The organism is Bacillus sp. NMCC46 (genome assembly GCF_002998465.1).
Taxonomy (GTDB): domain Bacteria; phylum Bacillota; class Bacilli; order Bacillales; family Bacillaceae; genus Bacillus.
This window is the reverse complement of record NZ_PVQZ01000005.1, coordinates 168965-193938: the sequence shown is the minus strand read 5'-3', so window position 1 is coordinate 193938 and position 24974 is coordinate 168965. Positions and strand designations below refer to the sequence as shown.

Annotated in this window: 20 protein-coding genes; 6 read left to right on the top strand and 14 right to left on the bottom strand. The window is 43.8% G+C overall.

The window, feature by feature from the left end:
• Nucleotides 1-114: 114 nt before the first annotated feature.
• The 10 genes from C6Y01_RS14870 to C6Y01_RS14825 form a co-directional block, all read right to left on the bottom strand.
• On the bottom strand, nucleotides 115-1092 hold the full coding sequence (locus C6Y01_RS14870; protein WP_106038420.1) for a tripartite tricarboxylate transporter substrate-binding protein: 978 nt from the start codon (nucleotides 1090-1092) through the stop codon (nucleotides 115-117).
• 3 nt (nucleotides 1093-1095) lie between these two features.
• Nucleotides 1096-1794 carry a response regulator gene (locus C6Y01_RS14865; RefSeq protein WP_034665245.1) on the bottom strand — a complete coding sequence of 233 codons (699 nt, stop codon included), beginning with the start codon at nucleotides 1792-1794 and terminating at the stop codon, nucleotides 1096-1098.
• A 3-nt stretch (nucleotides 1795-1797) separates the two neighbouring features.
• Nucleotides 1798-3396, bottom strand: coding sequence for a sensor histidine kinase (locus C6Y01_RS14860; RefSeq protein ID WP_034665229.1), 1599 nt, complete (start codon nucleotides 3394-3396; stop codon nucleotides 1798-1800).
• 138 nt (nucleotides 3397-3534) lie between these two features.
• Complete coding sequence (locus C6Y01_RS14855) at nucleotides 3535-5736, bottom strand: exosporium glycoprotein BclB-related protein (RefSeq protein ID WP_189318705.1); 2202 nt, start codon at nucleotides 5734-5736, stop codon at nucleotides 3535-3537.
• A gap of 116 nt (nucleotides 5737-5852) precedes the next feature.
• Entirely contained in the window at nucleotides 5853-6935 is a 1083-nt protein-coding gene (ribD, locus tag C6Y01_RS14850) for a bifunctional diaminohydroxyphosphoribosylaminopyrimidine deaminase/5-amino-6-(5-phosphoribosylamino)uracil reductase RibD (protein ID WP_034664512.1), read from the bottom strand.
• Between the two features lie 276 nt (nucleotides 6936-7211).
• Nucleotides 7212-8969: a WD40 repeat domain-containing protein gene (locus tag C6Y01_RS14845; protein ID WP_106038419.1), complete on the bottom strand. Its 1758-nt coding sequence runs from the start codon at nucleotides 8967-8969 to the stop codon at nucleotides 7212-7214.
• A gap of 4 nt (nucleotides 8970-8973) precedes the next feature.
• The gene (locus C6Y01_RS14840) at nucleotides 8974-9777 is read right to left on the bottom strand and encodes a formylglycine-generating enzyme family protein (RefSeq protein WP_034664515.1); all 804 of its coding nucleotides are present in this window, start codon (nucleotides 9775-9777) and stop codon (nucleotides 8974-8976) included.
• A gap of 33 nt (nucleotides 9778-9810) precedes the next feature.
• Nucleotides 9811-10536 carry a GTP cyclohydrolase II gene (locus C6Y01_RS14835; protein ID WP_034664517.1) on the bottom strand — a complete coding sequence of 242 codons (726 nt, stop codon included), beginning with the start codon at nucleotides 10534-10536 and terminating at the stop codon, nucleotides 9811-9813.
• Between the two features lie 349 nt (nucleotides 10537-10885).
• A complete protein-coding gene (locus C6Y01_RS14830; RefSeq protein WP_034664521.1) occupies nucleotides 10886-11542 on the bottom strand; it encodes a class I SAM-dependent methyltransferase in 657 nt (218 codons plus the stop codon).
• Nucleotides 11543-12504: 962 nt separating this feature from the next.
• The gene (locus C6Y01_RS14825; RefSeq protein WP_060595744.1) at nucleotides 12505-12852 is read right to left on the bottom strand and encodes a YflT domain-containing protein; all 348 of its coding nucleotides are present in this window, start codon (nucleotides 12850-12852) and stop codon (nucleotides 12505-12507) included.
• Between the two features lie 221 nt (nucleotides 12853-13073).
• Here C6Y01_RS14825 and C6Y01_RS14820 point away from each other — a divergent pair, with 221 nt between their 5' ends.
• Nucleotides 13074-13463 (top strand): YfmB family protein, encoded by a 390-nt coding sequence (locus C6Y01_RS14820; RefSeq protein WP_034664527.1) that lies wholly within the window; start codon nucleotides 13074-13076, stop codon nucleotides 13461-13463.
• A 108-nt stretch (nucleotides 13464-13571) separates the two neighbouring features.
• The gene (locus tag C6Y01_RS14815) at nucleotides 13572-14576 is read left to right on the top strand and encodes an NADP-dependent oxidoreductase (RefSeq protein ID WP_106038418.1); all 1005 of its coding nucleotides are present in this window, start codon (nucleotides 13572-13574) and stop codon (nucleotides 14574-14576) included.
• Nucleotides 14577-14610: 34 nt separating this feature from the next.
• Here the strand turns inward: C6Y01_RS14815 and C6Y01_RS14810 are convergent, their stop codons facing one another.
• Entirely contained in the window at nucleotides 14611-15753 is a 1143-nt protein-coding gene (locus C6Y01_RS14810) for a DEAD/DEAH box helicase (protein ID WP_034664534.1), read from the bottom strand.
• 152 nt (nucleotides 15754-15905) lie between these two features.
• Here C6Y01_RS14810 and C6Y01_RS14805 point away from each other — a divergent pair, with 152 nt between their 5' ends.
• Nucleotides 15906-17459, top strand: coding sequence for an ABC-F family ATP-binding cassette domain-containing protein (locus C6Y01_RS14805; protein WP_106038417.1), 1554 nt, complete (start codon nucleotides 15906-15908; stop codon nucleotides 17457-17459).
• 49 nt (nucleotides 17460-17508) lie between these two features.
• On the opposite strand, the gene C6Y01_RS14800 is transcribed toward C6Y01_RS14805, so the two are convergent.
• Together C6Y01_RS14800 and C6Y01_RS14795 are read right to left on the bottom strand one after the other, a co-directional pair.
• Nucleotides 17509-18699 (bottom strand): MFS transporter, encoded by a 1191-nt coding sequence (locus tag C6Y01_RS14800; RefSeq protein WP_095285989.1) that lies wholly within the window; start codon nucleotides 18697-18699, stop codon nucleotides 17509-17511.
• Nucleotides 18700-18755: 56 nt separating this feature from the next.
• Nucleotides 18756-19181 (bottom strand): MerR family transcriptional regulator, encoded by a 426-nt coding sequence (locus tag C6Y01_RS14795; RefSeq protein WP_034664543.1) that lies wholly within the window; start codon nucleotides 19179-19181, stop codon nucleotides 18756-18758.
• Nucleotides 19182-19324: 143 nt separating this feature from the next.
• Here C6Y01_RS14795 and folE2 point away from each other — a divergent pair, with 143 nt between their 5' ends.
• Nucleotides 19325-20221 carry a GTP cyclohydrolase FolE2 gene (gene folE2 / locus C6Y01_RS14790; RefSeq protein ID WP_106038416.1) on the top strand — a complete coding sequence of 299 codons (897 nt, stop codon included), beginning with the start codon at nucleotides 19325-19327 and terminating at the stop codon, nucleotides 20219-20221.
• Nucleotides 20222-20246: 25 nt separating this feature from the next.
• Here the strand turns inward: folE2 and C6Y01_RS14785 are convergent, their stop codons facing one another.
• Nucleotides 20247-22136, bottom strand: coding sequence for an ABC-F family ATP-binding cassette domain-containing protein (locus C6Y01_RS14785; RefSeq protein WP_106038415.1), 1890 nt, complete (start codon nucleotides 22134-22136; stop codon nucleotides 20247-20249).
• Between the two features lie 134 nt (nucleotides 22137-22270).
• On the opposite strand from C6Y01_RS14785, the gene C6Y01_RS14780 reads away from it, so the two are divergent.
• Nucleotides 22271-23344: a tetratricopeptide repeat-containing glycosyltransferase family 2 protein gene (locus C6Y01_RS14780; RefSeq protein ID WP_106038414.1), complete on the top strand. Its 1074-nt coding sequence runs from the start codon at nucleotides 22271-22273 to the stop codon at nucleotides 23342-23344.
• Between the two features lie 180 nt (nucleotides 23345-23524).
• Nucleotides 23525-24916, top strand: coding sequence for a branched-chain amino acid transporter BcaP (bcaP, locus tag C6Y01_RS14775; protein WP_034664554.1), 1392 nt, complete (start codon nucleotides 23525-23527; stop codon nucleotides 24914-24916).
• Nucleotides 24917-24974: the final 58 nt, after the last annotated feature.

Here is a 24974-nt window from a genome sequence, read left to right as displayed (position 1 = left end):
GACGTTGAAATTGAAGTAAATATTATGAATTTTAATTCTTTTTCGGTCGATAAATGCTTTTTGTTCATTTTGTTCAAACTTTGCTTTTGATGGATTCCATAAAAAAAAGCGGTCTCACTCGACCGCTTGTTCTCCTTGGATAAACTGCTCATATCGCCTTAATTGCTCCTCCATAAAGATCTTTGACTCTTTGCTGTTCATATAACGACTTGTCCAGCCCTTTTGCTTTAATTGCTTTTTCCAGGACTTCGTTTGTGTCATTTTTTGAAGAAGCTGATCCCATTCACGAATATCATGCTGATTCATTTGCTTTGGGCCCATCACACCACGCCAATGAGAGAAGATGAGCGGGATGCCTTGCTCTTTCCAAGTCGGCACATCTTCAAATCCCGCTAAACGCTGATTCGTTGTGGTTGCTACAAGCTTTAGCCTCTTCTTTTCATAATCATGACGAACTTCTGTAATCGTGGTCGTTGCTGCATCTACCTCATGGTCAATCAGCGCTTGAAATAAATCATCTGCACTGTCAAATTTCAAAAATTGGATGCGGTATGGATCAATTCCTGCCATTTCTGCCGCTCGTGCGAACGAGATTTGATCATCATTACCGAAGTCTGGGGCAAATCCAATTTTTAAGGAATCTGGTTTCTTCTTTAGTGTGTTTAATAGCTCCTTCCCATTTGAAAAGGGAGAATCCACTGGGACTGCGACGACCTGCCACTCTTCTGCCAAAATGGCGAGCGGTGTGACATCGTTCATTGTCATGTTACTGCTGCCAAGCAAATTACGGCTTAACAATAAGCTTGAATTCAAACTAACATAGTTGGTATCTCGCTCCATCATATATGTCCATCCTTTATCCACCGTTCCGCCTCTTTGATAAAGGATATTCACCGGCCGCTTCACCAGCTTTTCTTTCTCGAGCACTGATTTCATCACTTGAGCTGTTTGGTCAAAGCCGCCGTCAGGGACACCAGACACCACAATATATAATGGGCTGTGCTGCAGGAAAGAGTCGCCTCCCTTTTTTTCATTAAAGGTGAGCGTCATACAAAGACAGATCATAATGACAAGGCATATTCCTTTTTTCATCTTTTATGACTCCGCTTGCTTTATGGCAGGATAATATTTCCGTTCTGGTCTGCCAATGATTCCGTACGCAAGCTCTGCCCGGCATTCTCCTGTTGTCACGAGATACTCGACGTACCGTCTCGCTGTTGTGCGTGAAGCCCCCATCTTTTCTCCGAGTTCTTCCGCTGTAATCCCATTATTCTCTGATGCCATCAATGTTTTCACCTTGTCCAAAGTCAGCGAATTGATCCCTGTAGGCAGGTCCCTGCCATCCTTTTCTTTTGGCTCTTCTTGCATCTGTCCAAAAAACAAATCAATCATCGTTTGATTGACTTCATCCTTAGAATTAATGATGTCTTTCTTCTCTTTATATTCGGTTAAAACTTGCGCAAACTTTTGTGCGGTCACTGGTTTGATTAAATAATGAACCACTCCGTAATGAAGTGCATCTCTTAAAAGTGTCGTTTCCGTTGCAGCCGTGATAATAATTACATCTATTTCTGGATAGTGTTCTCTTAAAAGCGGCAACAGGTTTGTACCGAGCTCATCGGGCATATATACATCAAGCAGGATGAGGTCGACTTGTTCCTTTTGGAGCGCCTCCCACATATCTTTTGCACTCTTTGCCTTTCCGGCGACTTGAAATCCTTCTATTTGTTGTATATAAGATTCATGAATGGCTGCGATTCGAAAATCATCCTCCGCAATGAGTACCTTCATCACCATTTATTCCCCCTTTGTGCCTTTCGGTATGTATGCAGTGAAGATGGCACCGCCTTCTTTTTGGTTCGTCACTTCAATCCAGCCCCCAAGTTCGTCCAATACTTCTTTCACATTCGCTAGCCCGTAGCCTCGTCCTTCCCCCTTTGACGAATGGCCTCTTGTGAAAATATGTGTAAGTTCTTCCTCGTTTACTCCATCACCTGAATCAGATACTTCTATGATAATATCAAACCCAATATCTGTAATGAACAGGCTTACCTCGCGCGTCTCCTTATTTAGTACGGCCTCAAAGGCGTTATCTACAAGATTACCAATGATGGTAATAAAGTGAGATAGACTTAAATGTGGTGGAAGCGGCTCCAATGAACTATTTTCATCGATGTGGAAATGAACCTTCTTCTCAGAGGCTTTCCCTAACTTGCCGAGTAAGATGGCTTGTATTTTAGGAGATCGAATTTGCTTCATGAGTAAATCGTGCTGGCGGTTTTGCAGCGTATATTCTTCCTTTATTAAGTCGATGGCCTCATCCACTTGCTTCAGCTCAAGCAAACCTAAAATGGCGTACAGCTTATTTGAGAATTCATGCGTTTGTGCCCTCAGGTCTTCTGAATATTGGCTGACCTCTGTTAATGTATCCAGCAGCTTCGTCAGCTCTGTTTTCTCTCGGAAGCTCACAATTCCCCCAAAAACTCGATTGTCCTGCACCACTTTTTTCACATTTAAGACATAGGTTTTATCATTGACAACGGTTTCGATGTTCGGTTCAATCGTTTCTGCCTTTAAATAGAAAAGGAGATTCGCTTTTGGCAAGACTTGGTCAACATGAAGCGGCAGCTCGGATGAAACGCGCAGCATGTGTTCAGCAGATGTATTCATCATCGTTATCGCGCCTTTGCGGTCAAATGCAATAATCCCTTCTTTTATAGCAAGCAGCATCGCTTCTCTTTCTCGAAATAATGAAGCAATTTCGTGCGGTTCAAGCCCTAATGTATCTTTGCGAATACTTCTTGTTAAAAAAATCGCTCCGAATATACCAGGCAAGAGCACAAGAAGGGCAATATAGCTAAGCTTGATTAGTTGATGGGCTGTCGCTTGATCAATTTCCTTTTTTAAAAATTCGACGGTGACTGTCCCAATAATTTCTTCATGCTTGCCTGTTTCTTTCATAATCGGGGCACTGCCTCTGACAACGGTTTCACCATTAGAATCACCCGTTGATATGGAGGTTCCCCCAAATAGCAGGGTACTTCTTCCTCTAAATACACTGATGGTTTTTCCTACATTCTCATGATTCGTATGAAAAAGGACCTTCCCTTTTTGATTGGTAATGAAGATGGCATGTGCTCTGACTTGATCCTTCATTTGCTCAAGCACTGCCTGTTCTTCATACTCAGACACTGATGAGGTGCCCACCGATGTTTTAATGGGCGGCATATATGAGATTGTTCTAGCGGTTTGCACCGCCAGCTGTTCAGCTTGCCGCTGCCTTTCTGATGTCTGCAGAAAACCAAAACAAATGGTCAATAACGCAATGACAACAAGCAAAAGCCCGATAATTAACCCCAAGATTTTCGTTTGTAAAGTGACTTTCCTTTTGCCCATCCTCACCGCTACAACCCCTAATTCAAGTAGATTCATCGACTAGACTCTAAGAAAATCATATCATTTTTTCTTACGAAGTTAAGAGAAAATTCATTCAAACAAAAAAGGACGACTCAAATCGAGTCATCCCTGTTTCAATTACGTGATAGATAAGCCTGCACTCGCATAGCCTGCTACAGTGTTAATTAAAGATAAGCCTGTTGCAGTCGCAGAGAAAACAACCAGTAATCTTGTTTCTGCTGTAACTGGCACATTCAGGCCGGTAGCGATTCCGTTTGAAATAGCACCAATAGTTAAAATCCCCGTTAATGGTGGTGCCAACGTGACACTCGCTACTTGAGTGAAGCTGTTATCTGGTGTCGGTGAAGCAAATAAGCTAGCTGTCACTGTAATACTCGTGCCGACTAAAGCCAATGCTGCCGTAGTACTAAAGTATCCGGCAAATGAAGTAATAGTGCCATCCCTTGGTACAGAGAATGCCATATTTAAAAGAGTACCTGCTGCTCCTGTTAAGTCGATGATACCACCTAGTATGCTAACGCCTGTTGCAGAGCTACCAAAGCCGACCAAACTAGAAGTTCCGACAAGACCCCCTGCAATTGTAGTCAAGACAGCAGGGGTACCTGATGCAAATGGAATAATCGCACTCGATCCAGTTGCTCCTGTAACTCCGGTGGCGCCGGTATCTCCGGTGGCGCCCGTTACTCCAGTCGCTCCCGTGACTCCGGTGGCGCCGGTATCTCCGGTGGCGCCCGTTACTCCAGTCGCTCCCGTGACTCCGGTGGCGCCGGTATCTCCGGTGGCTCCCGTTACTCCGGTGGCTCCTGTGACTCCGGTCGCGCCGGTATCTCCTGTGACTCCGGTCGCTCCTGTGACTCCGGTCGCTCCGGTATCTCCTGTTGCTCCTGTGACTCCGGTATCTCCGGTCGCTCCGGTGACTCCGGTGGCGCCAGTATCTCCTGTTGCTCCTGTGACTCCGGTGGCCCCGATATCTCCTGTTGCTCCTGTGACTCCGGTCGCTCCGGTAACTCCGGTCGCTCCGGTGGCGCCGGTATCTCCGGTGGCCCCGATATCTCCTGTTGCTCCTGTGACTCCGGTGACTCCAGTATCTCCGGTCGCTCCCGTTACTCCGGTGGCCCCGATATCTCCTGTTGCTCCCGTTACTCCAGTCGCTCCGGTGGCGCCGGTATCTCCGGTCGCTCCGGTGACTCCGGTCGCTCCGGTGGCGCCGGTATCTCCGGTGGCGCCCGTTACTCCAGTCGCTCCGGTGGCGCCGGTATCTCCTGTTGCTCCCGTTACTCCGGTCGCTCCGGTATCTCCGGTCGCTCCGGTGACTCCGGTATCTCCGATATCTCCTGTTGCTCCCGTTACTCCGGTCGCTCCGGTGACTCCGGTGGCGCCAGTATCTCCTGTTGCTCCTGTTGCTCCTGTGACTCCGGTGGCCCCGATATCTCCGGTCGCTCCGGTGACTCCGGTGGCGCCGATATCTCCTGTTGCACCGGTTGCTCCTGTGGCTCCTGTGATCCCGGTTGCTCCGGTAACTCCAGTCGCACCTGTATCTCCTGTTGCACCGGTCGCTCCTGTACCTGTGGCTCCTGTGATCCCGGTTGCTCCGGTAACTCCAGTCGCTCCCGTATCACCTGTTGCACCGGTTGCTCCTGTACCTGTGGCTCCTGTGATCCCAGTTGCTCCGGTAACTCCAGTCGCTCCCGTATCACCTGTTGCACCGGTTGCTCCTGTACCTGTTGCTCCTGTGGCTCCTGTGATTCCGGTTGCTCCGGTAACTCCAGTCGCACCTGTATCACCTGTTGCACCGGTCGCTCCTGTACCTGTGGCTCCGGTTGCACCCGTTTCACCAGCAGCTGCTAACAATGTATAATCTGGTGACGTACCTGGCGTACCTGTTGGCGGCGCTGAATTCACCACATACGTACTTCCATTGAATGTCACGACTTGACCTACTGGATAGGTTGGGGCTACCGCTGGATCAAATGCCACGATGCCCGTTAAGCCTACACCAGTGGCTCCAGTTGCTCCTGCCGGGCCTGCTGGGCCTGCTGGACCCGCTGGACCCGCTGGACCCACTGCACCTGCTGGACCTGCTGGACCTGCTGGACCTCTTCTTCCTCTCCCGCCTGGCGGACCTTGAATCACACAAACACAAGGATCTTTTCCACAGCAAGGATTTTTCACTGGTTTCCCTGGCTTTCCAGATTTCCCTTTCTTACAACTATCACATTCCCAGCCGTCATCCTTATACGCATCATACCAGCTTCCTTTTTGGTAGTGGTCTGTCGAATGAGTTGGATATGTCTTTCCGCATTGTCTACATCTTCTCATGGAATCACCCCCCATCCATCGTATTCATCATTCCTTGGAAAGGTGTATGTACACTTTTATTTTTATCAAGAAGTATTGAAAAGACCTTGCGCTCGATGCACAAAGTCTTACATTTATTAGAATTTTATTGTCATTTTGATATCTTTTCCAACCATACTATATTCAATATCTGCTGGACAGATCGCTTCTTTTAGTTTTTTCACCCCTTCTCCTTCAAAAAAAGTAGGTGCATGTTTTCCACCGATTAATAAAGGTGCCATATAAATGACGGCTTCATTGACTAGTGATTCTTCTAAAAAGGACGCACTCACATTTCCTCCTGCTTCAACGAGAACTGACATGACAGAACGTTCCTTCAGCATTCGTAACACGTCATGAATATTTGTCCGCTGCTCTCCGCTTGTGACATAGACTTGATGCCCTTTATCTACCAGCTGTTCATACTTTTTCTGATCATACATGTGCGAGGTGCAAATAATGGTTTCCGTCATATGATCTGTTAAACATTTCGCATGAAGCGGAATCCTTAATGTGGAATCTAAAATGACACGAATGGGCTGGGTCGCCATTGAATCTTTCACAATAAGACCTGCATCATCTTGAATAATCGTTTCGACGCCTGTTATCACAGCATCGGCTTCTTGACGAAATTGCTGCACTTCTTTCCTCGCTTCTGTTCCTGTGATCCATTTGCTTTCAAGATGAGATGTTGCAATTTTCCCGTCTAACGAAATGGCTGATTTTAATATGACGTAAGGAAGGTCTGATTGAATGAAATGAAAAAAAGGCACATTTAAGCCGTCCGCCTCCTGTTTACATATTCCTTCATCTACTTCGATCCCTGCTTGTTTCAACATGGTAACCCCCTTACCTGCGACAAGCGGATTTGGGTCTTGCGTCGCAATGACTACACGTTTCACACCACTTTTGATAATGGCTTCCGTGCAAGGACCCGTTTTCCCATGATGCGAACAAGGTTCAAGCGTCACATACATGTCAGCTCCCTTTGCCTTTTCCCCTGCCATTTGCAGCGCATGAATTTCAGCATGAGGTTCGCCCGCCTTCATGTGAGCACCAATCCCAACAATCTCACCTTGCTGTACAATGACTGCACCGACAAGCGGGTTTGGGGAGGTTTGCCCTTTCATTGCCTTTGCGTTGGCAATCGCCAGCTTCATATAAAAAACATCGTCTTTCATGTGAGTCTCCTTTCTTCTCTTTCAAGGGAAAGAACTCCTTCAGGAAATGAAGGAGTTCTATTCTCATATTTTTTCCATCCGTTTCTTTTCAGATCGATCATAGTAAGGCAAGGAATAAAAAAGTTTATATGATGCTCGTTGTTTACAAAAACAGCATTTGCGTAATTCATATTTATTAATGAGGAGCACATGCGGACAATTGAGTACAGTCAGGCCTTTTTTCATATGTTCCTTGCAAACACTTATCATGAGAATCCCCCGCTTACATTCTTTTTCTTAATGAGAGATTACTTCTTTCGGAAATTGTTCAAATAAGCGCAGTACTTCAGTATGTGTGCCATCTTCTCGAATATGATAAATCCCGCCGTCATATGAGCTTGCGTATACATCATTGTCTAATTGTCTGATGGCACTAATCCCATTCTTGGCAATTCTAATTGGGCCGGTATTGAACTCCAGCTCTGGATTCCACACAACGATATAGCCCCAATAATCTCCGCTCACAATATAGCCAGAGTCTGTGACAGAGACAGATTTAATAGAATACTGGTGTTCATTATGCTGGTCTAAAATTCTTCCTGTATGCAAATCAAACAATCTCACATTCTTGTCACGGCTGACAATGGCAATACGATCTCTTTTACTATCAATGAATACATCATTTAACAGCTCTGTCGCTCCGATATATTTCGCTTTTAAAGACAAGCTCTTCTTATCTAAAAGACAGATAGTTCCTTCTACCGCGGCTGTGATGATATGATCTCCTTCTACTTTTAATGCTTTAACAGCACAATCGTGTGCTTTGGAACGGCCAATTTCCTTTAAATGTTCTGTCGAAATGACATGTACATAACCGCCGTAAGTTCCAATATAGAATTGCCGATCCTCCTCGTGGAAATACACACTGTTGACCGGCCCTGTGTTGAGATCAAACGAAACCATTTGCTGTAATGATTCATGAACAATATGCACCTGACTTGCATGATCTCCCCACGCATAATAGCTTCCATCTCGTGCGACAGCCACTCCATTTGTTAAAACGCCTGTCGATTTAGCGATTTCAAACCCGTTTTTTCTGAATTTTCCGTCATCTGATGCTGTGATGATATCTCCCGCATCAGTCAGCGCAATATCATTAATAGATGGTGTCGCCATTTCAATCTCATCTGATACAACTTTTCCCTTTTCAATAGACCATTCACAATACGTTTTTCCAAAGCTGGCTCCTAGGATCGATTTCTCATCCTCCGTCCAGACAAGCGAGCGCTCCCACTGATATTTATGAGGCAGCAACGTATCGACTAAATCCCCTGTTTCATAATTCCACAGCTTAATTAAATGGTCATAGCCTGCTGTCAGCAAGTAATTGCCGCTTGGAGAAAAGTTCACCCGCTTGACGCCCTGTAAATGGGCTTTAATGATTTTTTTCTCCTGTAAAGTAACCGCATCATAAATAATGACGGTGCCATCGTCTCTGCCAAGTGCGAACACTTCTTTTTGATTGCTGCCGCTGATTGTGTCCAGCTCATAATCAAACGGACCAATTTCCCCTACAATTTCTCCTGTATCATACAGCCATACAAGAACGTAGCCATCATCACCTGTTGTATAAGCTTTATCGCCATGTATCCATACAGCTAATACATCTTTGCTATGTCCATGGAATTCTCTTAAAATAGCTCCTGTTTCGATATCCCACACTAAGCACCTTCTATCTCTAGACACCGATACTAGTAAGGTATCCTGTTTGGCAAAGGCGACGGCTTCTACATCATCCGCATGACCAAACAGGGTGCGAATTCGAGTATGAGTGCCTGTATCATACAATTGAATGGTGTAGTCTGACGATGCACTCGCTAAATACTTTCCGTTTTCAGAAAGAGATAAAGAGTTAATGATATGCTCGTGACTTCCAATAAACGTTCCTTCTCCTGTTGCCCGGTTCCACTTATAAATACAACGGTCATAGCCGCCAGTGTAAACAATTTGGTCCTGCTGAGTTGATAAAACAGATGTAATCGGTCCTCTATGCATGATTTTACACTCCCACCTTTATATGTTGTTTTTGACGAGTCACTACACGAAAGCCAGTAAATCGAAAAACGGGATCTGGATGCTTCCCGTGTCTTCTGGCGACTCTGCATAAATCTCCGCCTCTTGCAAAGGAGCCGCCTTTTAAAATGTAGTAATCACTGCCAAGCGTCTCCGTTAAATCATCTACGACCTCGATGCCGCCTTCGTATACATGATATTTGGTGTTGACCCATTCCTCGACGTTGCCCCCCATATCATAAAGACCAAATAAGGATCTGCCCTTTTTGTATTGACGGACAGGCGTCGTTTTTTCAATATTTGATTCGAACGTATTACATAAAGAAGGATCAAACTCATCTCCCCACGGGTATTGATTTCTCGTATTTCCCCGGGCAGCATATTCCCATTCTTCTTCAGTAGGAATCGACACGTCTATCCCAAGTTTCCCGCTCAGCCACTGGCAGAACGAGAAGGCTTCCTCGATATCCATGCCCCAAGCCGGATGATCTTTCCCGCCACCAAGCTCTTGATTCGTTAAGCTCTCCGGGTACGCCTGGCCTGTTTCATCACAGTAGCTTTGATACCATTCATTGGTGACGACCGTATCTGAAATAAAAAATTCATTGATATACGGCTGATAGGATGGAAATTCTTTGTACAGCCATTTTTGAAATTTTTTCTCACGGCCGTAGGTTGGATTGAGAAGCTTGTCCTTCCAGAATTCTGATGCCTTTTTCATATCTTCTTCATTACTTCCAATCGTTGCATAGCCGCTTGGGATTTGAATCCAATTGATTTCAGGTTTCACGCTTTTCTCCCGCCTTCTTTAAAGTAAACTCATCTACTGATTAATTAATTTTTTCTCATCGACCATATGCCCCGAGGCTGCTTTTGCCTTTAAATAGGCTTCATTATAGAGAGAGGCTTCGACCGTATGATCAAACCGCAAAACAGGAAGACCGTAGGCAGCAATGGAATCGACTTTATCTGGATTGTTCGTTAGGAGGTGCATTGGTTTCCCTTTGTTTAAATAGTGCAGAACAGCCGCTGCCTCCTCGTAATGCCGGTCATCATCTCCGCACCCGATTAGGCGGTTGGCTTCAAATGTATCCAGCTTCATTTCCTGTAATTTATACGTCAATGCTTTCGCCATCAGCCCAATTGACCGCCCTTCTTGATTGGCCATATATACGAGCATGCCTTTACCGTAATCGGTGATTTTCTTCAGCGATAACGCAAGCTGTGGACCGCAGTCACATTTCAGTGACCCAAACACATCCCCTGTTTGGCAGACACTATGAATTCGCACTAGCGGCGGCACCTCATTTTCAAAGTCGCCAAATAAGAGACAAGAGGAAAAGGTTTGCTGCGCGGTACTCATTTGGACAATAGATTCGATCGTTGGTTTTGTCTCCCCTTCAACAGGTGCGAAGGCATACCATTTAAATGGCACTTCTTCATGTTGAATGGAGATCGGCAGGTTCACTGGCCCCACGAGCAAATAGTTTTTTTCTTGAAAGGTAAAATGATGAATCATTGATTGTAATTCATCTACAAACTTGTTCATTTGTCTCCCCCCTATTCATCGCTGCACCCAAATCGACTCTCATAGCGCAGTGATGGAGTGATGAATATGTGTCCGCACTCCCTTACTTAACATGTGTGCTCCTATTTCAAGCGGCACTCATGCCTAAAAAGAAGAATATAGATGTGCGATGCCTCTCATCGTTCAGACCTTGATTTTCGCAAAAATGTTTCCGTTCCACCTCTTCTAGCAATGTTTCAATCTAGGTCTTGTCCAGTACAAAGGAGCAGAAATCTTGGTTCATACGATGTTAACGCCTTTCGATTCTTACATGATGCATGCTCTTTATTAGAATGAACACCTCTGCTAGGTTTGAGTGATCACCTTTGTACTAGATTTTGACGGCAATGACATGATGCTGGCTAATGCCGGCCTTTGCTTTTAATGGTGTAATCGATACAAGCTCCAGACCTGATGAACAAATTCTTTCTCCAAGCTGAGAGTCTGAAAATGAAAAGTGGAAACGGCCATCTTCTCCGATCAACCCTGTTCTCCACTCTTCTCCCCATACAACAAGTGAGAAGACGCCGCCTTCATGAAGCAAAGAGGAGACCTGTTTTAAATAACGCTCATGATCATCAGGATGCTGGTGATGAAAGCAGCCATGATCTAAAATTAAATCAAACTGCATCCCGCGTCCCTGATCCATCGACCAGGACATAAAATCTTGATGAACAAAATGGACAGGAACCGTTTCTCTTTTCTGTAATCCTTCCCACTCCTCATGCTCATACAGGTCGATACCGACATATGCAGAAAGCCCCCTTAAATGTTCAAGTGCCCGGCCGTTCCCGCACCCGATATCGAGCACAGAAGCAAGTGCATTCTTTTCCCGTGAATGCCATGCCTTTAATGACATCACGGCTGCATCTGTTAAGGATGGATCAGTAGACCACATATCTGTTCTTTTCTCATAATGTTCTTGAAATGCCATACGCATTTTTTCTAGATACAACCCACTGTCTTCATGGTATAAAGCTTTTTTCATCACAGGACCTCCTTCTATTCAAAATCGACTTTTCGGGCAAAGGTCATTTTCAAGCCAAAAACCTTATGTTAAAATGAAAGATGGATTTTTTAGGAAAATCTGTTTTCTGAAAAAGGAGAGTAGCATCCCACATGTTCACTCTTCTTTTTCAGCATGCATCCTCATATGCAGCCATTTGAGAGCTGCAGCGCCTCAGCTTATTGTCTCTTTTTTTCATATGAGTTCACCTCCTTCACCGTTCGATCAACTCACAGCCTTTATTGAAACCGCTTTCTCTCTTAGACAAGAACATAACGTCTTTTGAATATCTCTTGCAAAGGGATCATAGTAGAAAGGTCAATCTACTGTTTAGATCGGCTACCATTGTAAAAGACCGTTTTCTTATGTTTTAGTAGAAATATTCCAAGCAAGCTTTTTCTCTTAAAAGCGCTTGTACCTTGGTTTTATGACACCACCTCTCACTAGAATGTGCCTTGAATAAACTCATCAGATATTTAACAACTACTTCCACAATGACTGGAATAAGCCAAATATATTGTTTTTAGATTATTTTGTCAACAAATTATTTCCTAAACATTAAAATGAATTTTCTAATTGAAAATACAGGTATTTTTCGTGGTTTTTTGACCTCAAAACACTTATTTCTACACAAAAATACAACATAAACCAATAGAACTAAGAAATTTATCTACTAAATTACACAAGATTTTTATTACATTTTGAAACAAAATCGAAAGATACAATGATTATTTCCCGAATGGATTTTTGTGAAATTTTTACTATTCTTTTCTCATTTCCGATCATTTTCTTTGGTATATCTGTATTTTCAATTAGATGATTTACTGTTTATTCCAATCTGCTGTTTTTTCTTATTATAGTAAAAAAGATATGTTCTCTCCTTCAGAGATATCGGCATGAAAAAAAGCCCCTTACGAAAGTAAGAGGCTTTTTTCAGTTGGCGTTTATGCCCAAGTTTTCACTTTTTCATGGTCTGTCACAAAGAGAAGGACTTTTCCTTCGTCTAAATGTTCTTCAAATTTCTCAGCTTCTTCTTTAGAGAAACCAATTTCATGGATTTTATTTCGGAGCTCATCGCCCTTTTTACTAAAGATGTTCCCAACAGCATGTTTAAGTCCAACTTCTCTTTGACCTATCGTATTAGCATCTGCATTTCCAGCAATACGCTCTGTACGATCATCGTCATGGGACAGAACATAAATGTCCTCTCTTGCTACACCGAGTGCTTTTAATTGCTCTACATCTCTTTGAAGTGTCTCATCATTTGAATACTCTCTTACAACAGGTTTCATTTTATATTCCTCCTTTAGCGTCTTACGAATCTTTTACCCGTCACTTTTGTCATTAAACCTTCCTTGAGCACATCCATTTTACATTGTGTACTAACCGTGCCTATTGGCTTATTTTTGACAAAAATCCTGTAAAAATGACTAAATTTTCTGAAATATTGTATTCATCCCTGCTGTTTTGTTGTACAATTCTTATACTGGAGGCTAGAAATGAGGTAGAGCTGATGTATTACTTTTCAGCGGAGCAGCAGTTTAATGCTTGGGTTGTCAGTGATTTGGTGAAACAGCTTTTTCAGAAGTGGAATCCTGAAGAAGCAAAAGCAAAGCCGCTTACATTGTTTGCTGAACAGCACTTTCGCATCTCCATTGATTATCTCTTTTCAATCATCATTAACATTGGAGATATCGAGTCGATTGAACAAGATCCACAAGACCTGTTGTCCTCATACTTGAATATCCTTTTTCCTTTTGTGACGCGCGATATGATGAAAGCCTCCATGCAAAATGCGAACGAATATTTGTTAAAAGAACGTGATGCGGACGTGTATCAGCTGTTTGGCTGTCTACCGCCGCTCCTCTCTGTTGCCTTCCAAAAAAGTAGTCCTCATCTATGAGATGGCGGCTGCTTTTTTGTATGTGTTTGAAAAAGACCGTATGTTTTGAATGAAAAGAAGCATCATGTTAATGTAAATCTAGGCTGCAAGTGAAAGGGAGGATTTGACATGAGTCAACAAAAGCAAATTCAATTAGCCAAACGTCCAAAAGGATTACCTACAAAAGATGTTTTTCATTTTGAAACAGTCGATATACCTGTGCCGCAAGATGGCGAAGTCTTGATTCAAACGAAATATGTTTCTGTAGATCCTTATATGAGAGGACGAATGCAGGATACAAAATCCTATACACCTCCATTCAAGCTAAATGAAGTGATTCAGGGCGGTGTTGTCGGAGAAGTCGTTGAATCCAATTCGCCTCAATTTGAAAAAGGGGATTTTGTTCTTGGATTCCTTGGCTGGCAAGAATATTCCACAGCCAAAGCTGAATCTCTGACTAAAATTGATCCATCCATTGCGCCATTGTCCTATTATTTAGGAATTTTGGGCATGCCAGGGCAAACCGCTTATTTCGGACTTCTTGCGATTGGCCAGCCAAAAGAAGGCGAGACCGTTGTCATTTCTGGAGCCGCAGGTGCTGTTGGTTCCGTTGTGGGACAAATTGCTAAGATCAAAGGCGCACACGTCGTTGGGATTGCCGGATCTGATGACAAGCTGGCTTACTTAAAAGAGCTGGGCTTTGATGAAACGATTAATTATAAAACAACAAATGATTTAGATGATGCCATAGCAAAGGCGTGCCCTAACGGCGTCGATGTGTATTTTGACAATGTTGGCGGCGAAATTTCTGATGCCGTGATGAATCATTTGAACCGCTTTGCACGTATTCCAGTGTGCGGCGCGATTTCGTCTTATAACATTAGCGCAAGCGAGGACATCGGACCGCGTGTGCAAACAAAACTCATTAAAACAAGCGCATTGATGCAAGGCTTCATTGTTGCCAACTATTCAGATCGTTTTGAAGAGGCTGCAAGATATCTCGCACAATGGGTAAAAGAAGACAAACTGACTTATAAAGAAACAATCATTGAAGGCTTTGACAACATTCCTGATGCATTCCTTGGACTATTCAAAGGTGAAAATGTCGGAAAACAGCTTGTCAAAATTTCATAATAAAAAAGGCCCCTCCATGTGGAAGGGTCCTTTTTTATGCCTGCTTGGGGGCAAGATGCAGCTGGCCTTGCTTATAAACAATTTCCTGAAGCGAAAGATTCAGCTTTTTCGCCATTTTTTTGAGCGTTGCATGCTCTTGAGGTGTGACTAGGCTGATGACAGCCCCTTCCTTTCCTGCGCGCCCGGTTCTGCCTGAACGGTGGATATAGCCTTCTTCGTTTGGCAGGTCGGCATGGATTACGTACGGCAGATCGTCAATATCGATGCCTCTTGCTGCGATATCTGTTGCAAGGAGAAGCGGAAATTCACGCTGTTCAAATTCCTTTAAGATGATAGCACGCTCTGCTTTTTTCGCTTCACTATGAAGCACACCAAGGTCGACATGGTGATACGCTAATTTCTCTGCATAAATGCTTAAATTCGTAATATCACGCACAAAGACGAGCGCCTGCATGTCCTCAAGGCGTGATAGCTTTTGCAATAATTTCACTTTATCACGCTGATCACATAACAGATAATAGTGTCCTACTTTCTGCGCTTCTTCCTCACTTCTGGCAATTTTCAATACTTCTGGTTCAGACGTCATTTGTTTAATCAGTTGAACCGTTTCCTCTTTCAGCGTCGCAGAAAAACAGAGGATTTGTCTTTCTTTTAATGTGGATTTAATGATCGCTTGGATCGTTTTCATATGCTCTGGCACAAGAAGCTGATCTGCTTCATCTAGCACGACCGTTTTCACTTCATGCATTTTCAGTTTTTTGATTTTGATTAATTCCTGTACACGGCCAGGTGTTGCGACAACGATGTTCGGGTGTTTCTTTAGTTTTTCCTGCTGCTTTTTGATGTTCGCTCCACCAATCAAGGAGACCGCTTTGATGTCTGATCCTTGTTTGAACTCTTGCACGACATCAAAAATTTGCATCACAAGCTCTCTTGAAGGTGCCAAGATTAAGACTTGCGGGTGTTTGATATTCACATCGATTTTATTTAAAAGCGGCAACACATACGCCAGTGTCTTCCCCGTTCCCGTAGGCGATTCCGCGATCACATCACGCTTCTCCGTAATCCACTCTGCTGTTTTTTCTTGTATAGCTGTTGGTTTTTCGAAGCCAGCCGCTTGAAAGTTTTCCTGAATAAATGGCTTTGCTTCTTTCAAAAATGCCCAATTTTCTATCATGTCGATCTCCTTTATCCTCATTCAATCTATCCTTTAGTATCTCAAAATCAGCTTTGAAACGCAATTTTTCTTTTGATGCTTTTATCGAGCCGGACAGTTCGATATAATCATGAGAGGCACTAGCCGTTTTGAATCTATTTGAGGTGTAAAAAATGATATTATCTGTTAAAGATTTAAGCCATGGCTTTGGCGACAGAGCCATTTTTCACGAAGTCTCCTTCCGTTTATTAAAAGGCGAGCATGTCGGCTTAATTGGCGCCAACGGTGAAGGAAAGTCAACGTTTATGAATATTATTACTGGCAAGCTGGAGCCAGATGCAGGAAAAGTCGAATGGGCAAAAAATGTCCGTGTCGGCTACCTTGATCAGCATACTGTGCTAGAAAAGGGAAGAACGATCCGCGAAGTGCTTCAAGATGCATTCCACTATTTATTTTCCATGGAAGCTGCGATGAATGACATTTACGGCAAAATGGGTGAAGCCGATCCTGATGAGCTGGAAAAGCTGTTAGAGGAAGTTGGCGTCATTCAAGATGCGCTCACAAACAATGATTTCTATATCATTGATTCCAAGGTCGAAGAAATAGCGAGAGGTCTTGGGTTAACGGATCTTGGGCTGGACCGTGATGTGACGGAGCTGAGCGGCGGACAGCGTACAAAAGTATTGCTTGCGAAATTGCTGTTGGAGAAGCCAGAAATTCTCCTTCTCGATGAGCCAACCAACTATTTAGATGAGCAGCATATTGAGTGGCTGAAGCGCTATTTACAGGAATATGAAAATGCGTTTATCCTCATTTCACATGATATTCCATTTTTAAACAGCGTCATTAACTTGATTTATCATGTTGAAAATCAAGAGCTCACTCGCTATGTTGGTGATTATGATCAATTTAAACAAGTGTACGAAGTCAAAAAGCAGCAGCTTGAAGCAGCTTATAAAAGGCAGCAGCAGGAAGTCGCTGAATTAAAGGATTTTGTTGCAAGAAACAAAGCGCGTGTCAGCACAAGAAATATGGCCATGTCCCGTCAAAAGAAACTGGATAAGATGGATATGATTGAATTGGCAGCAGAAAAGCCAAAGCCTGAATTCCACTTTAAGCTGGCACGAACTTCCGGGAAATTGATTTTTGAAACAAAAGATTTGGTCATTGGTTATGATGAACCGCTCTCTCGTCCATTGAATCTGAAAATGGAACGCGGGCAAAAAATTGCGTTATACGGCGCTAACGGTATCGGAAAAACGACATTGCTGCGAAGTCTTCTTGGAGAAATCACGCCAATTTCTGGTGAGGTGGAACGCGGAGAATTCCTGCATATTGGCTACTTTGAGCAAGAAGTAAAAGAGCAAAACAGCAACACTTGTATTGAAGAGGTGTGGAGTACCTTCCCTTCTTACACGCAATATGAAGTCAGAGCCGCTCTTGCAAAATGCGGATTAACGACAAAGCATATTGAAAGCCGCGTGTCTGTTTTAAGCGGTGGAGAAAAAGCAAAGGTCCGTCTTTGTAAGCTGATCAACGAAGAAACCAACTTACTTGTTCTCGATGAGCCGACCAATCACTTGGATGTCGATGCAAAAGAAGAACTAAAACGTGCATTAAAAGAATACAAAGGGAGCGTCTTATTGATCTCTCACGAACCTGAATTTTATCAAGATGTAGCCACTGAAACTTGGAATTGCGAATCTTGGACGACAAAAGTATTATAACGACAAAAAAGCCTTATATCTGTTCAGAAGATATAAGGCTTTTTTCTATTTAATGACCTGCTTGAATATTGACCAAATGCTTCCGACCAAGAAGCAGGATGATCATGCCTAACAGAACGACAGCCGCCCCTACATAGTAAGGGGTGCTTGCTGTGTAAGATTCAGCAAGTACGCCGGCAATCCAAGGAGCAATCGCGCCCCCAATAAACCGCACAGCACTGTAAGAGGATGAAGCAATCGAACGTTCAATCGGCGCCGATCCCATCACAGCGGTCGTGAGCACTGTATTGATCATGCCAAGGATGCCCCCAGCAATAACAATTCCGCAGATGACGACTACAACATGTGAAGTCCATACCCCAATGCCGAATAAAATCACAGCAAATGAAGCAAACAGAACCACAAGGGAAGTCAATGTCCCAAGCTTGCGATGAATGACCGGCGCTGAGAAGACGGATGTCACGGCCAAAAATAGTCCCCATCCAAAGAAGACATAACCAAGACCATGCTCATCCAGATGAAGCACAAATGGCGAATAGGCTAAAAGCACAAAGAAACCAAAATTGTATAAGAAAGCCGCAGATGCCATCGTTAATAGCCCTTTATATTTTAACGCCCCCACAGCCTCGAATAATTTCACCTTTTTTTGAGGTTTTTGCATCGGCGGGAGCATAAACGTAATGGCTAAAAGAGCAACAAGCATTAACACCGCAACGCCAAAGAATGGCCCGCGCCAAGAGATCGTCCCAAGCTCTCCGCCAAGCAGCGGTCCAACCGAAATCCCAAGACCTAGTGCAGCCTCGTATAAAATAATGGCCTTCGCACTTCCTCCAACAGACACACCGACAATGACAGAGAGGGCAGTTGAAATAAATAAGGCATTCCCAATGCCCCATCCGCCTCTAAAGCCGATTAATTCATTAATCGTTGAAGAGGTACCGCCTAAAGCAGAAAAGACAATAATAAAAATGAGTCCTACTAATAACGTCCATTTCGCACCAATCCGACTAGAGATAAAGCCGGTAAAAAACATGACAAAGCCGGTCACAAGTAAGTAGCTCGTAAATAAAAGGGAGACCTGACTTGGAGATGCATCTAATTGTGATGCAATGGCTGGCAAGATCGGGTCCACAAGTCCTATCCCCATAAATGAAATCACACACGCAAAGGCAACAGCCCAGACGGCTTTCGGCTGCCTAAGCAGACTTGTACGCTGTTTCAACACTTCTTCTTCCTTCATTCCATCAGAACCTTTCCTTCAAATGTTGACAAAATAAAATAAACACGCAGAGGTGTTTATTTTTGTAATTGCTCAATTGCATGAGCCGCTCTTTCTTTCATCGTTTCAAGATCCTTTTTAAAAGATTGAATCGTTTCAAGCTTTTTTGTAATCAATTGATGCTGTACAGACAGCTGCGCCTCAATATCTAACAGCTTCTCTAATCGTTCCTTCGGATCAAGCGACAGCAAGTAACCCTCTTTATTCAGCTCAAGCTGCTTTCCTATTTCCATAAACGATTGAAGCTCTTGTAAAGAAAACCCAAGTACCTCTTTTGCCTGCATCACTTTCTCTAGTTCTTCCATGTCGTCCTCTGAGTAAAGTCTGACACCGCCCTCTGTCCGCTTTGGTGCTGATAATAAACCAATCTCTTCATAGAAACGTATCGTCCGTTTGGTCAGTCCGCTTCTTTTCGCCACTTGATCAATTTTCATCCATTCCATTGCCAGTGCCTCCTGCTCATCAATTCATGATTTATTATACACCTTTATAACCTTAACGTAAACGTAAATGTTTGCACTCTTGATTTTTCTCGTGTTTTGATGCAAAATAAATAGTAATAATTACGATTTAAAGGAGGGATCTCATGTTTTCTTTTCCACCCAAAAAAGAACGACACCAACAATTCGGATCTGTACCGCCAAGCCTTGGAACGAAGCCCCCTCAAAAAGAGAACATGACTGACATCCAAAAGACGGAGCAGGACTTTTATTTTCATCTTGAACAAGTCGGCATCTGCCGCGTGTCTTATCCTGTACGAATTTTGTCTAAAACGGCACCGCAGGACCAAATAACTTCTGCTGACTTTGCACTGAGTACCTCCCTGAGAGCTCACGAAAAAGGCATTCATATGAGCCGTCTCACTGAACAGCTGCACTCGTTTTACGAAAGCGGCAAGCCGCTTGATGTGAATAGCTTAAAAGCATTGACAGCAGCGTTTACCCGTCAGATGAATCAGTCATCTGCCTCGGTTCAAGTTTCCTTCCCTTGGTACATGGAAAAGCAAAGCCCAGTCACCGGGAAATCGGGTTTGATGCATGCGACAATCACATATGACATTCATTTTCATGAAAAGGATGGATGGACCTGTCATATTGGCTGCGATGCACAAGTCACCACATTATGTCCTTGTTCTAAAGAAATTAGTGAATACGGTGCACATAATCAGCGTGGCTCTGTTTCCATTCAGGTAGAGTTGTTTGAACAAACATCATTTCCTGAAGACATGAAAGCAGCTCTTTTACATATCATTGAGTCCAATGCGAGTGCACCGCTCTATCCTGTGCTTAAAAGACCTGATGAAAAGAAAGTGACAGAAGAGGCTTATGAAAATCCACGCTTTGTAGAAGATCTCACAAGGTTAATGGCCATCGAATTATATGAGCAGCCATGGGTCAGGGGCTTTCAAGTCGAGTGTCGTAATGAGGAATCCATTCATCAGCATGATGCCTATGCGAAATGCTCTTATCAAAAAAACCTGTAGATCAACTCTACAGGTTTCTTATTTCTTAGTCATGACTCTCTAATTCCTCAATCATCAGCGATAGTTCTGTCCAGCGGTCCATTGCTTGTTCTAGTTCTTCAGCAACGGCTTTTTGTTCGTCCATCAGCTCTTGAATTTTTCCAAAATCACTGCCTGCCTCCGCAATGCTGGATTCAAGCTGCTGGTGTTTTTCCTCTAAAGCCTGTATCCGGTCTTCAATTCCGTCCCATTCAAGCTGGTCTTTATAAGAAAGTTTTTTTCTCTTTTTAGGTGCCGCTTCTACTTGTTTCTCAGCAGGCTTTGTCTCTGTCCGCTTCGCCTCTTTTTCTTGCTCCATGTAATCGCTGTAAGTGCCTTGGTAGTGTGAAATGCGGCCATTTCCTTCAAAGACAAGCAGACGATGAACCACTCGGTCTAAGAAATAACGATCATGCGATACGGTCATGACAACGCCAGGAAACTGTTCTAAATAATCCTCTAAAATGCTGAGGGTCTCCGTATCAAGATCGTTCGTCGGCTCATCTAAAAAGAGAACATTTGGTTCTTCCATTAAGACTTTCAATAAATACAATCTGCGGCGTTCTCCCCCTGACAGCTTGCGAATAAACGTCCGCTGCATGGATCTTGGGAATAGGAACCGTTCTAGCATTTGCTCTGCTGTCACGATGGCGCCATCAGATGTCTTGACGATCTCAGCTGTTTCCTTGATGTACTCAATGATGGTCAGTTCTTCATCCATTTCCTTGTGATCCTGCGTGTAATAGCCAATGCGAACGGTTTGTCCAATGGTCAATTGTCCTGTAGTCGGTTCTATTTTACCCGCTAGACAGTTAAGAAGAGTCGTTTTGCCGACTCCATTCGGTCCGATAAATCCAATCCGGTCGCCCGGCACGACTAAATCTGTAAACCGCTCCACAAGGGTCTGGCCAGCAAATGAAATTGATAAGTCTTCTGCCTCTATGACTTGTTTTCCTAGGCGGTGCGAGCCGATAGCGAAATCAAGCTCTCCTTTCGCATCAGGCCCTTTTTGATCCATCAGCTCTTCGGCTCTGCCGATGCGTGCTTTTTGCTTCGTCGATCTTGCTTTTGCTCCTCTTCTCAGCCATGCAAGCTCTCGTCTGAGTAAGTTTTGACGCTTCGTTTCTTTCACCTGAGCTTCTGCTTCTCGTTCGGCTCTTTTTTCTAAAAAGACTTCATAATTTCCTTTATACGTATAGAGCTGCCCTTGATTCAATTCATAAATTCGGTTGGCCACACGGTTTAGGAAATAACGATCATGCGTCACCAGAATGACAGCACCGCTGTATTGACTCAAATATCCTTCGAGCCATTCAATCGTTGCATTATCGAGATGGTTGGTTGGCTCATCTAAAATCAGCAATCCCGCAGGCTGAATTAAATTTTTAGCAATCGCGACACGCTTTTTCTGTCCGCCTGATAAGGCATGAACAGAGCGGCTCACATCTTTGACGCCAAGCTTTGTCAAAATCGTTTTTGCTGACAGGTTCGCATCCCATGCGTCTTCCTGATCCATTCGATTTTGCATGCGCATGAGCGCTTCTTGTTTTGCTCCATTTTGCGGATCATGCTCTAAATCGGCTAGCGCCTTTTCATATGCCTTCATCGTTTGAATCATGGGTGCCGTTCCAGAAAAAATGTAATCAAGAATCGTTTCATTCCCGCTCATTTCAGGGTCTTGCTCGAGAAATTCGATATCAAGTGTCCCTGCTTTCGAGATGTCACCCTCCTCAAACGATTCAAGTCCCGCAATGACCTTTAGGAGCGTTGACTTTCCTGTTCCGTTTGGTCCAATCAATCCGATGCGTTCCTTTGGTTCTATATGAAAAGAAATATGATCAAACAGCGTTTTCTCGCCATATGTTTTATATAATCCTTCAACATTCAATAAACTCATTTTTATCAGCCCTTACATAGATTCTCCCTTTATTTTAAATCAGCCGGTAGCAGAAAACTAGTTTTAAAAAAACCCGCTGCTGAAAAGAATGTTTCCTTTTGCTGCTCGATACACTATGAAGAGGTGATCTAAAGATGGTAACCATTAGCTTATGTATGATTGTGAAAAATGAAGAGGAGGTGTTAGCGGACTGCCTTTCCTCTGTCCAAGACATTGTAGATGAGATGATCATTGTTGATACAGGGTCAACAGATCGTACGAAGGAGATTGCTCACTCCTTTTCAGCACAGGTACTTGATTTCGAATGGGTTCAGCACTTTGCAAAAGCCCGCAATTTCGCTTTCTCACATGCAACGAAAGAGTATATTTTATGGCTTGATGCAGACGATGTTCTACTAGAAGAAGACCGTCAAAAATTTCTTCAGCTCAAAGAGACGCTTGATCCTTCGGTGGATGCCGTCTCAATGTTTTATCATGTGGGATTTGATCAAGACGGTCGGGTGAATTTTAAATATAGAAGAAATCGCCTTGTGAAGCGTGTCTTGAACTTTCAGTGGTACGGGGCCGTACATGAGTTTCTTCAAGTGTATGGCAACATCTTTCCAGCCGATATAGCCGTCACACATCAAAAGCGCAAGAAAACAACCACTGGTGAGCCCGGGCGCAATCTTCGAATTTATGAAAACATGCTCGCAAAAGGAGAGGACATGACGCCACGTGATCTCTTTTACTTTGCCAATGAATTAAAAGATAACAGGCAGCATGTCAGGGCGATTCGTTTTTATCATGAATTTTTAGCGACAAAACAGTGCTGGATTGAGGATGAAATTCGCACATGCCAATATTTAGCCGACTGCTATTATGCGGTAGGCTTCGAGGAAGCGGCTTTATCCTCATTATTACGCTCTTTCTTATACGATCAGCCCCGTCCAGAATTTTGCTGCCGGATCGGGGATCATCTAAAAATACAAAATAAACATCAGGCAGCGATCTTTTGGTATGAGCAGGCGCTGAAGGCTCCTGAAAACGAAACAGCCTTCACACTCACACAGTATAAAACGTGGTATCCACATCTCCAGCTTTGCTATTGTTATTATCAGCTCGGCGATTTGGAAAAAGCCAAGACACATCACCTTGCCTCCTCTGCCCATTATCCCACTCATCCAAGTGTGCTGTTCAATGAAAAAATATTTGCTGAACAGACATAGATCCCCCGTCACCACATCCGCTTTCCACCTGCCAGCGGATGTCTCTTTTTATGCACAAATTCGATTGTGATGTTTAACACTTTAGTGATTTAAAGCGTTTTTCAACCAATTGACTAAATTGTCAATTACGCATATACTAACATTCGTCTTACGAAAAGATTTATCCATTAGGAGGTCAACATGAGTTCTTTATTTCGAAAAAAGTCTCTCGACCAGCTCATGCTTGAAAGTCAAACGAAGCGGCTCAGCCGATCGTTAAATACGTTTGATTTAATCTTGCTTGGCATTGGCTGCGTGGTCGGGACTGGTATCTTTGTGATTACGGGGGTTGCGGCAGCAAAGGATGCGGGACCTGCGATTATTATATCTTTTATTTTGGCTGCGATCGCATGCGCCCTTGCTGCTTTTTGCTACGCTGAATTCTCCTCGTCCATTCCTGTGTCAGGAAGCGTCTATACGTATTCCTACGCCACACTTGGGGAATTTCTCGCCTTCTTAATGGGCTGGGATCTCATGCTTGAATATGTCATTGCGCTCTCTGCTGTAGCAAGTGGATGGTCGTCCTATTTTCAATCACTGCTCAGTGGATTCGGTCTGCACATACCGAAGGCTTTATCAGCTGCACCTGGAGCCGCTGATGGTGCCGTCTTTAACCTTCCAGGCGCACTTATTATTTTACTTATCACCTTTATCGTCTCAAGAGGCGTCAAAGAAAGCACGAAGCTGAATAACATCATTGTGTTAATCAAAATTGCCATCGTCCTTCTCTTTATCATTTCAGGCTTTGCTTACGTCAAACCTGAAAACTGGACACCCTTTATGCCGATGGGCTTTGAAGGAGTGATCGCAGGCGCGGCAACAGTCTTTTTTGCTTATCTCGGATTTGATGCGATCGCCAATGCATCTGAAGAAGTCAAAAATCCGCAAAAGGCGATGCCGATCGGCATTATCGGGGCGCTCGGTGTTTGTACCATTTTATACATCGGTGTGTCCTTTGTCTTAACCGGCATGGTTCACTATACGAAACTGAATGTCAGTGACCCTGTCGCATTTGCTCTTCAAGTCGTTGGCCTTCATAGTGTGGCAGGTATCATATCAGCCGGTGCCATTATTGGGATCACAACGGTTTTAATTGCCTTGGTCTATGCGCAGGTTCGCTTAACCTTTGCGATGAGCCGCGATGGACTCATGCCAAAAATTTTCTCAAATGTTCATCCAAAATCGCAAACACCCGTTGCCAACACTTGGCTGACAGGTGCTGTCGCAGCATGTATCGTAGGTTTTGTGAATTTATCGACGCTTGCGAATTTAGTGAGTATCGGTACACTTGCAGCCTTTACGGTGATTTCAATTGCCGTCATCGTTTTACGGAAAAAGCACCCGAATGTCAAAGCAGCGTTTAAAGTGCCATTCGTGCCTGTTCTTCCGATTATCAGCGCGGTCATTTGTATCACACTCGCAACTACCCTTTCATGGGTGACATGGAGAGCCTTCCTTATCTGGGTGGCCATTGGTGTCGTTGTCTATTTCACCTATGCAAGACGAAAAAGCCATCTTAATGAAACACATTAGAAAAGAGACACGGGGATTCCCGGTCTCTTTTTTTTGCTTAAATCACGCTGTTTTTGGC

Bases quoted from the DNA above. Each gene is read 5' to 3' on its own strand.
- C6Y01_RS14870 (WP_106038420.1), bottom strand. From the start codon at position 1,092: ATGAAAAAAGGAATATGCCTTGTCATTATGATCTGTCTTTGTATGACG.
- C6Y01_RS14860 (WP_034665229.1), bottom strand. From the start codon at position 3,396: ATGGGCAAAAGGAAAGTCACTTTACAAACGAAAATCTTGGGGTTAATT.
- C6Y01_RS14855 (WP_189318705.1), bottom strand. From the start codon at position 5,736: ATGAGAAGATGTAGACAATGCGGAAAGACATATCCAACTCATTCGACA.
- ribD (WP_034664512.1), bottom strand. From the start codon at position 6,935: ATGAAAGACGATGTTTTTTATATGAAGCTGGCGATTGCCAACGCAAAG.
- C6Y01_RS14845 (WP_106038419.1), bottom strand. From the start codon at position 8,969: ATGCATAGAGGACCGATTACATCTGTTTTATCAACTCAGCAGGACCAA.
- C6Y01_RS14835 (WP_034664517.1), bottom strand. From the start codon at position 10,536: ATGAACAAGTTTGTAGATGAATTACAATCAATGATTCATCATTTTACC.
- C6Y01_RS14830 (WP_034664521.1), bottom strand. From the start codon at position 11,542: ATGAAAAAAGCTTTATACCATGAAGACAGTGGGTTGTATCTAGAAAAA.
- C6Y01_RS14825 (WP_060595744.1), bottom strand. From the start codon at position 12,852: ATGAAACCTGTTGTAAGAGAGTATTCAAATGATGAGACACTTCAAAGA.
- C6Y01_RS14820 (WP_034664527.1), top strand. From the start codon at position 13,074: ATGTATTACTTTTCAGCGGAGCAGCAGTTTAATGCTTGGGTTGTCAGT.
- C6Y01_RS14815 (WP_106038418.1), top strand. From the start codon at position 13,572: ATGAGTCAACAAAAGCAAATTCAATTAGCCAAACGTCCAAAAGGATTA.
- C6Y01_RS14810 (WP_034664534.1), bottom strand. From the start codon at position 15,753: ATGATAGAAAATTGGGCATTTTTGAAAGAAGCAAAGCCATTTATTCAG.
- C6Y01_RS14805 (WP_106038417.1), top strand. From the start codon at position 15,906: ATGATATTATCTGTTAAAGATTTAAGCCATGGCTTTGGCGACAGAGCC.
- C6Y01_RS14800 (WP_095285989.1), bottom strand. From the start codon at position 18,699: ATGAAGGAAGAAGAAGTGTTGAAACAGCGTACAAGTCTGCTTAGGCAG.
- C6Y01_RS14795 (WP_034664543.1), bottom strand. From the start codon at position 19,181: ATGGAATGGATGAAAATTGATCAAGTGGCGAAAAGAAGCGGACTGACC.
- folE2 (WP_106038416.1), top strand. From the start codon at position 19,325: ATGTTTTCTTTTCCACCCAAAAAAGAACGACACCAACAATTCGGATCT.
- C6Y01_RS14785 (WP_106038415.1), bottom strand. From the start codon at position 22,136: ATGAGTTTATTGAATGTTGAAGGATTATATAAAACATATGGCGAGAAA.
- C6Y01_RS14780 (WP_106038414.1), top strand. From the start codon at position 22,271: ATGGTAACCATTAGCTTATGTATGATTGTGAAAAATGAAGAGGAGGTG.
- bcaP (WP_034664554.1), top strand. From the start codon at position 23,525: ATGAGTTCTTTATTTCGAAAAAAGTCTCTCGACCAGCTCATGCTTGAA.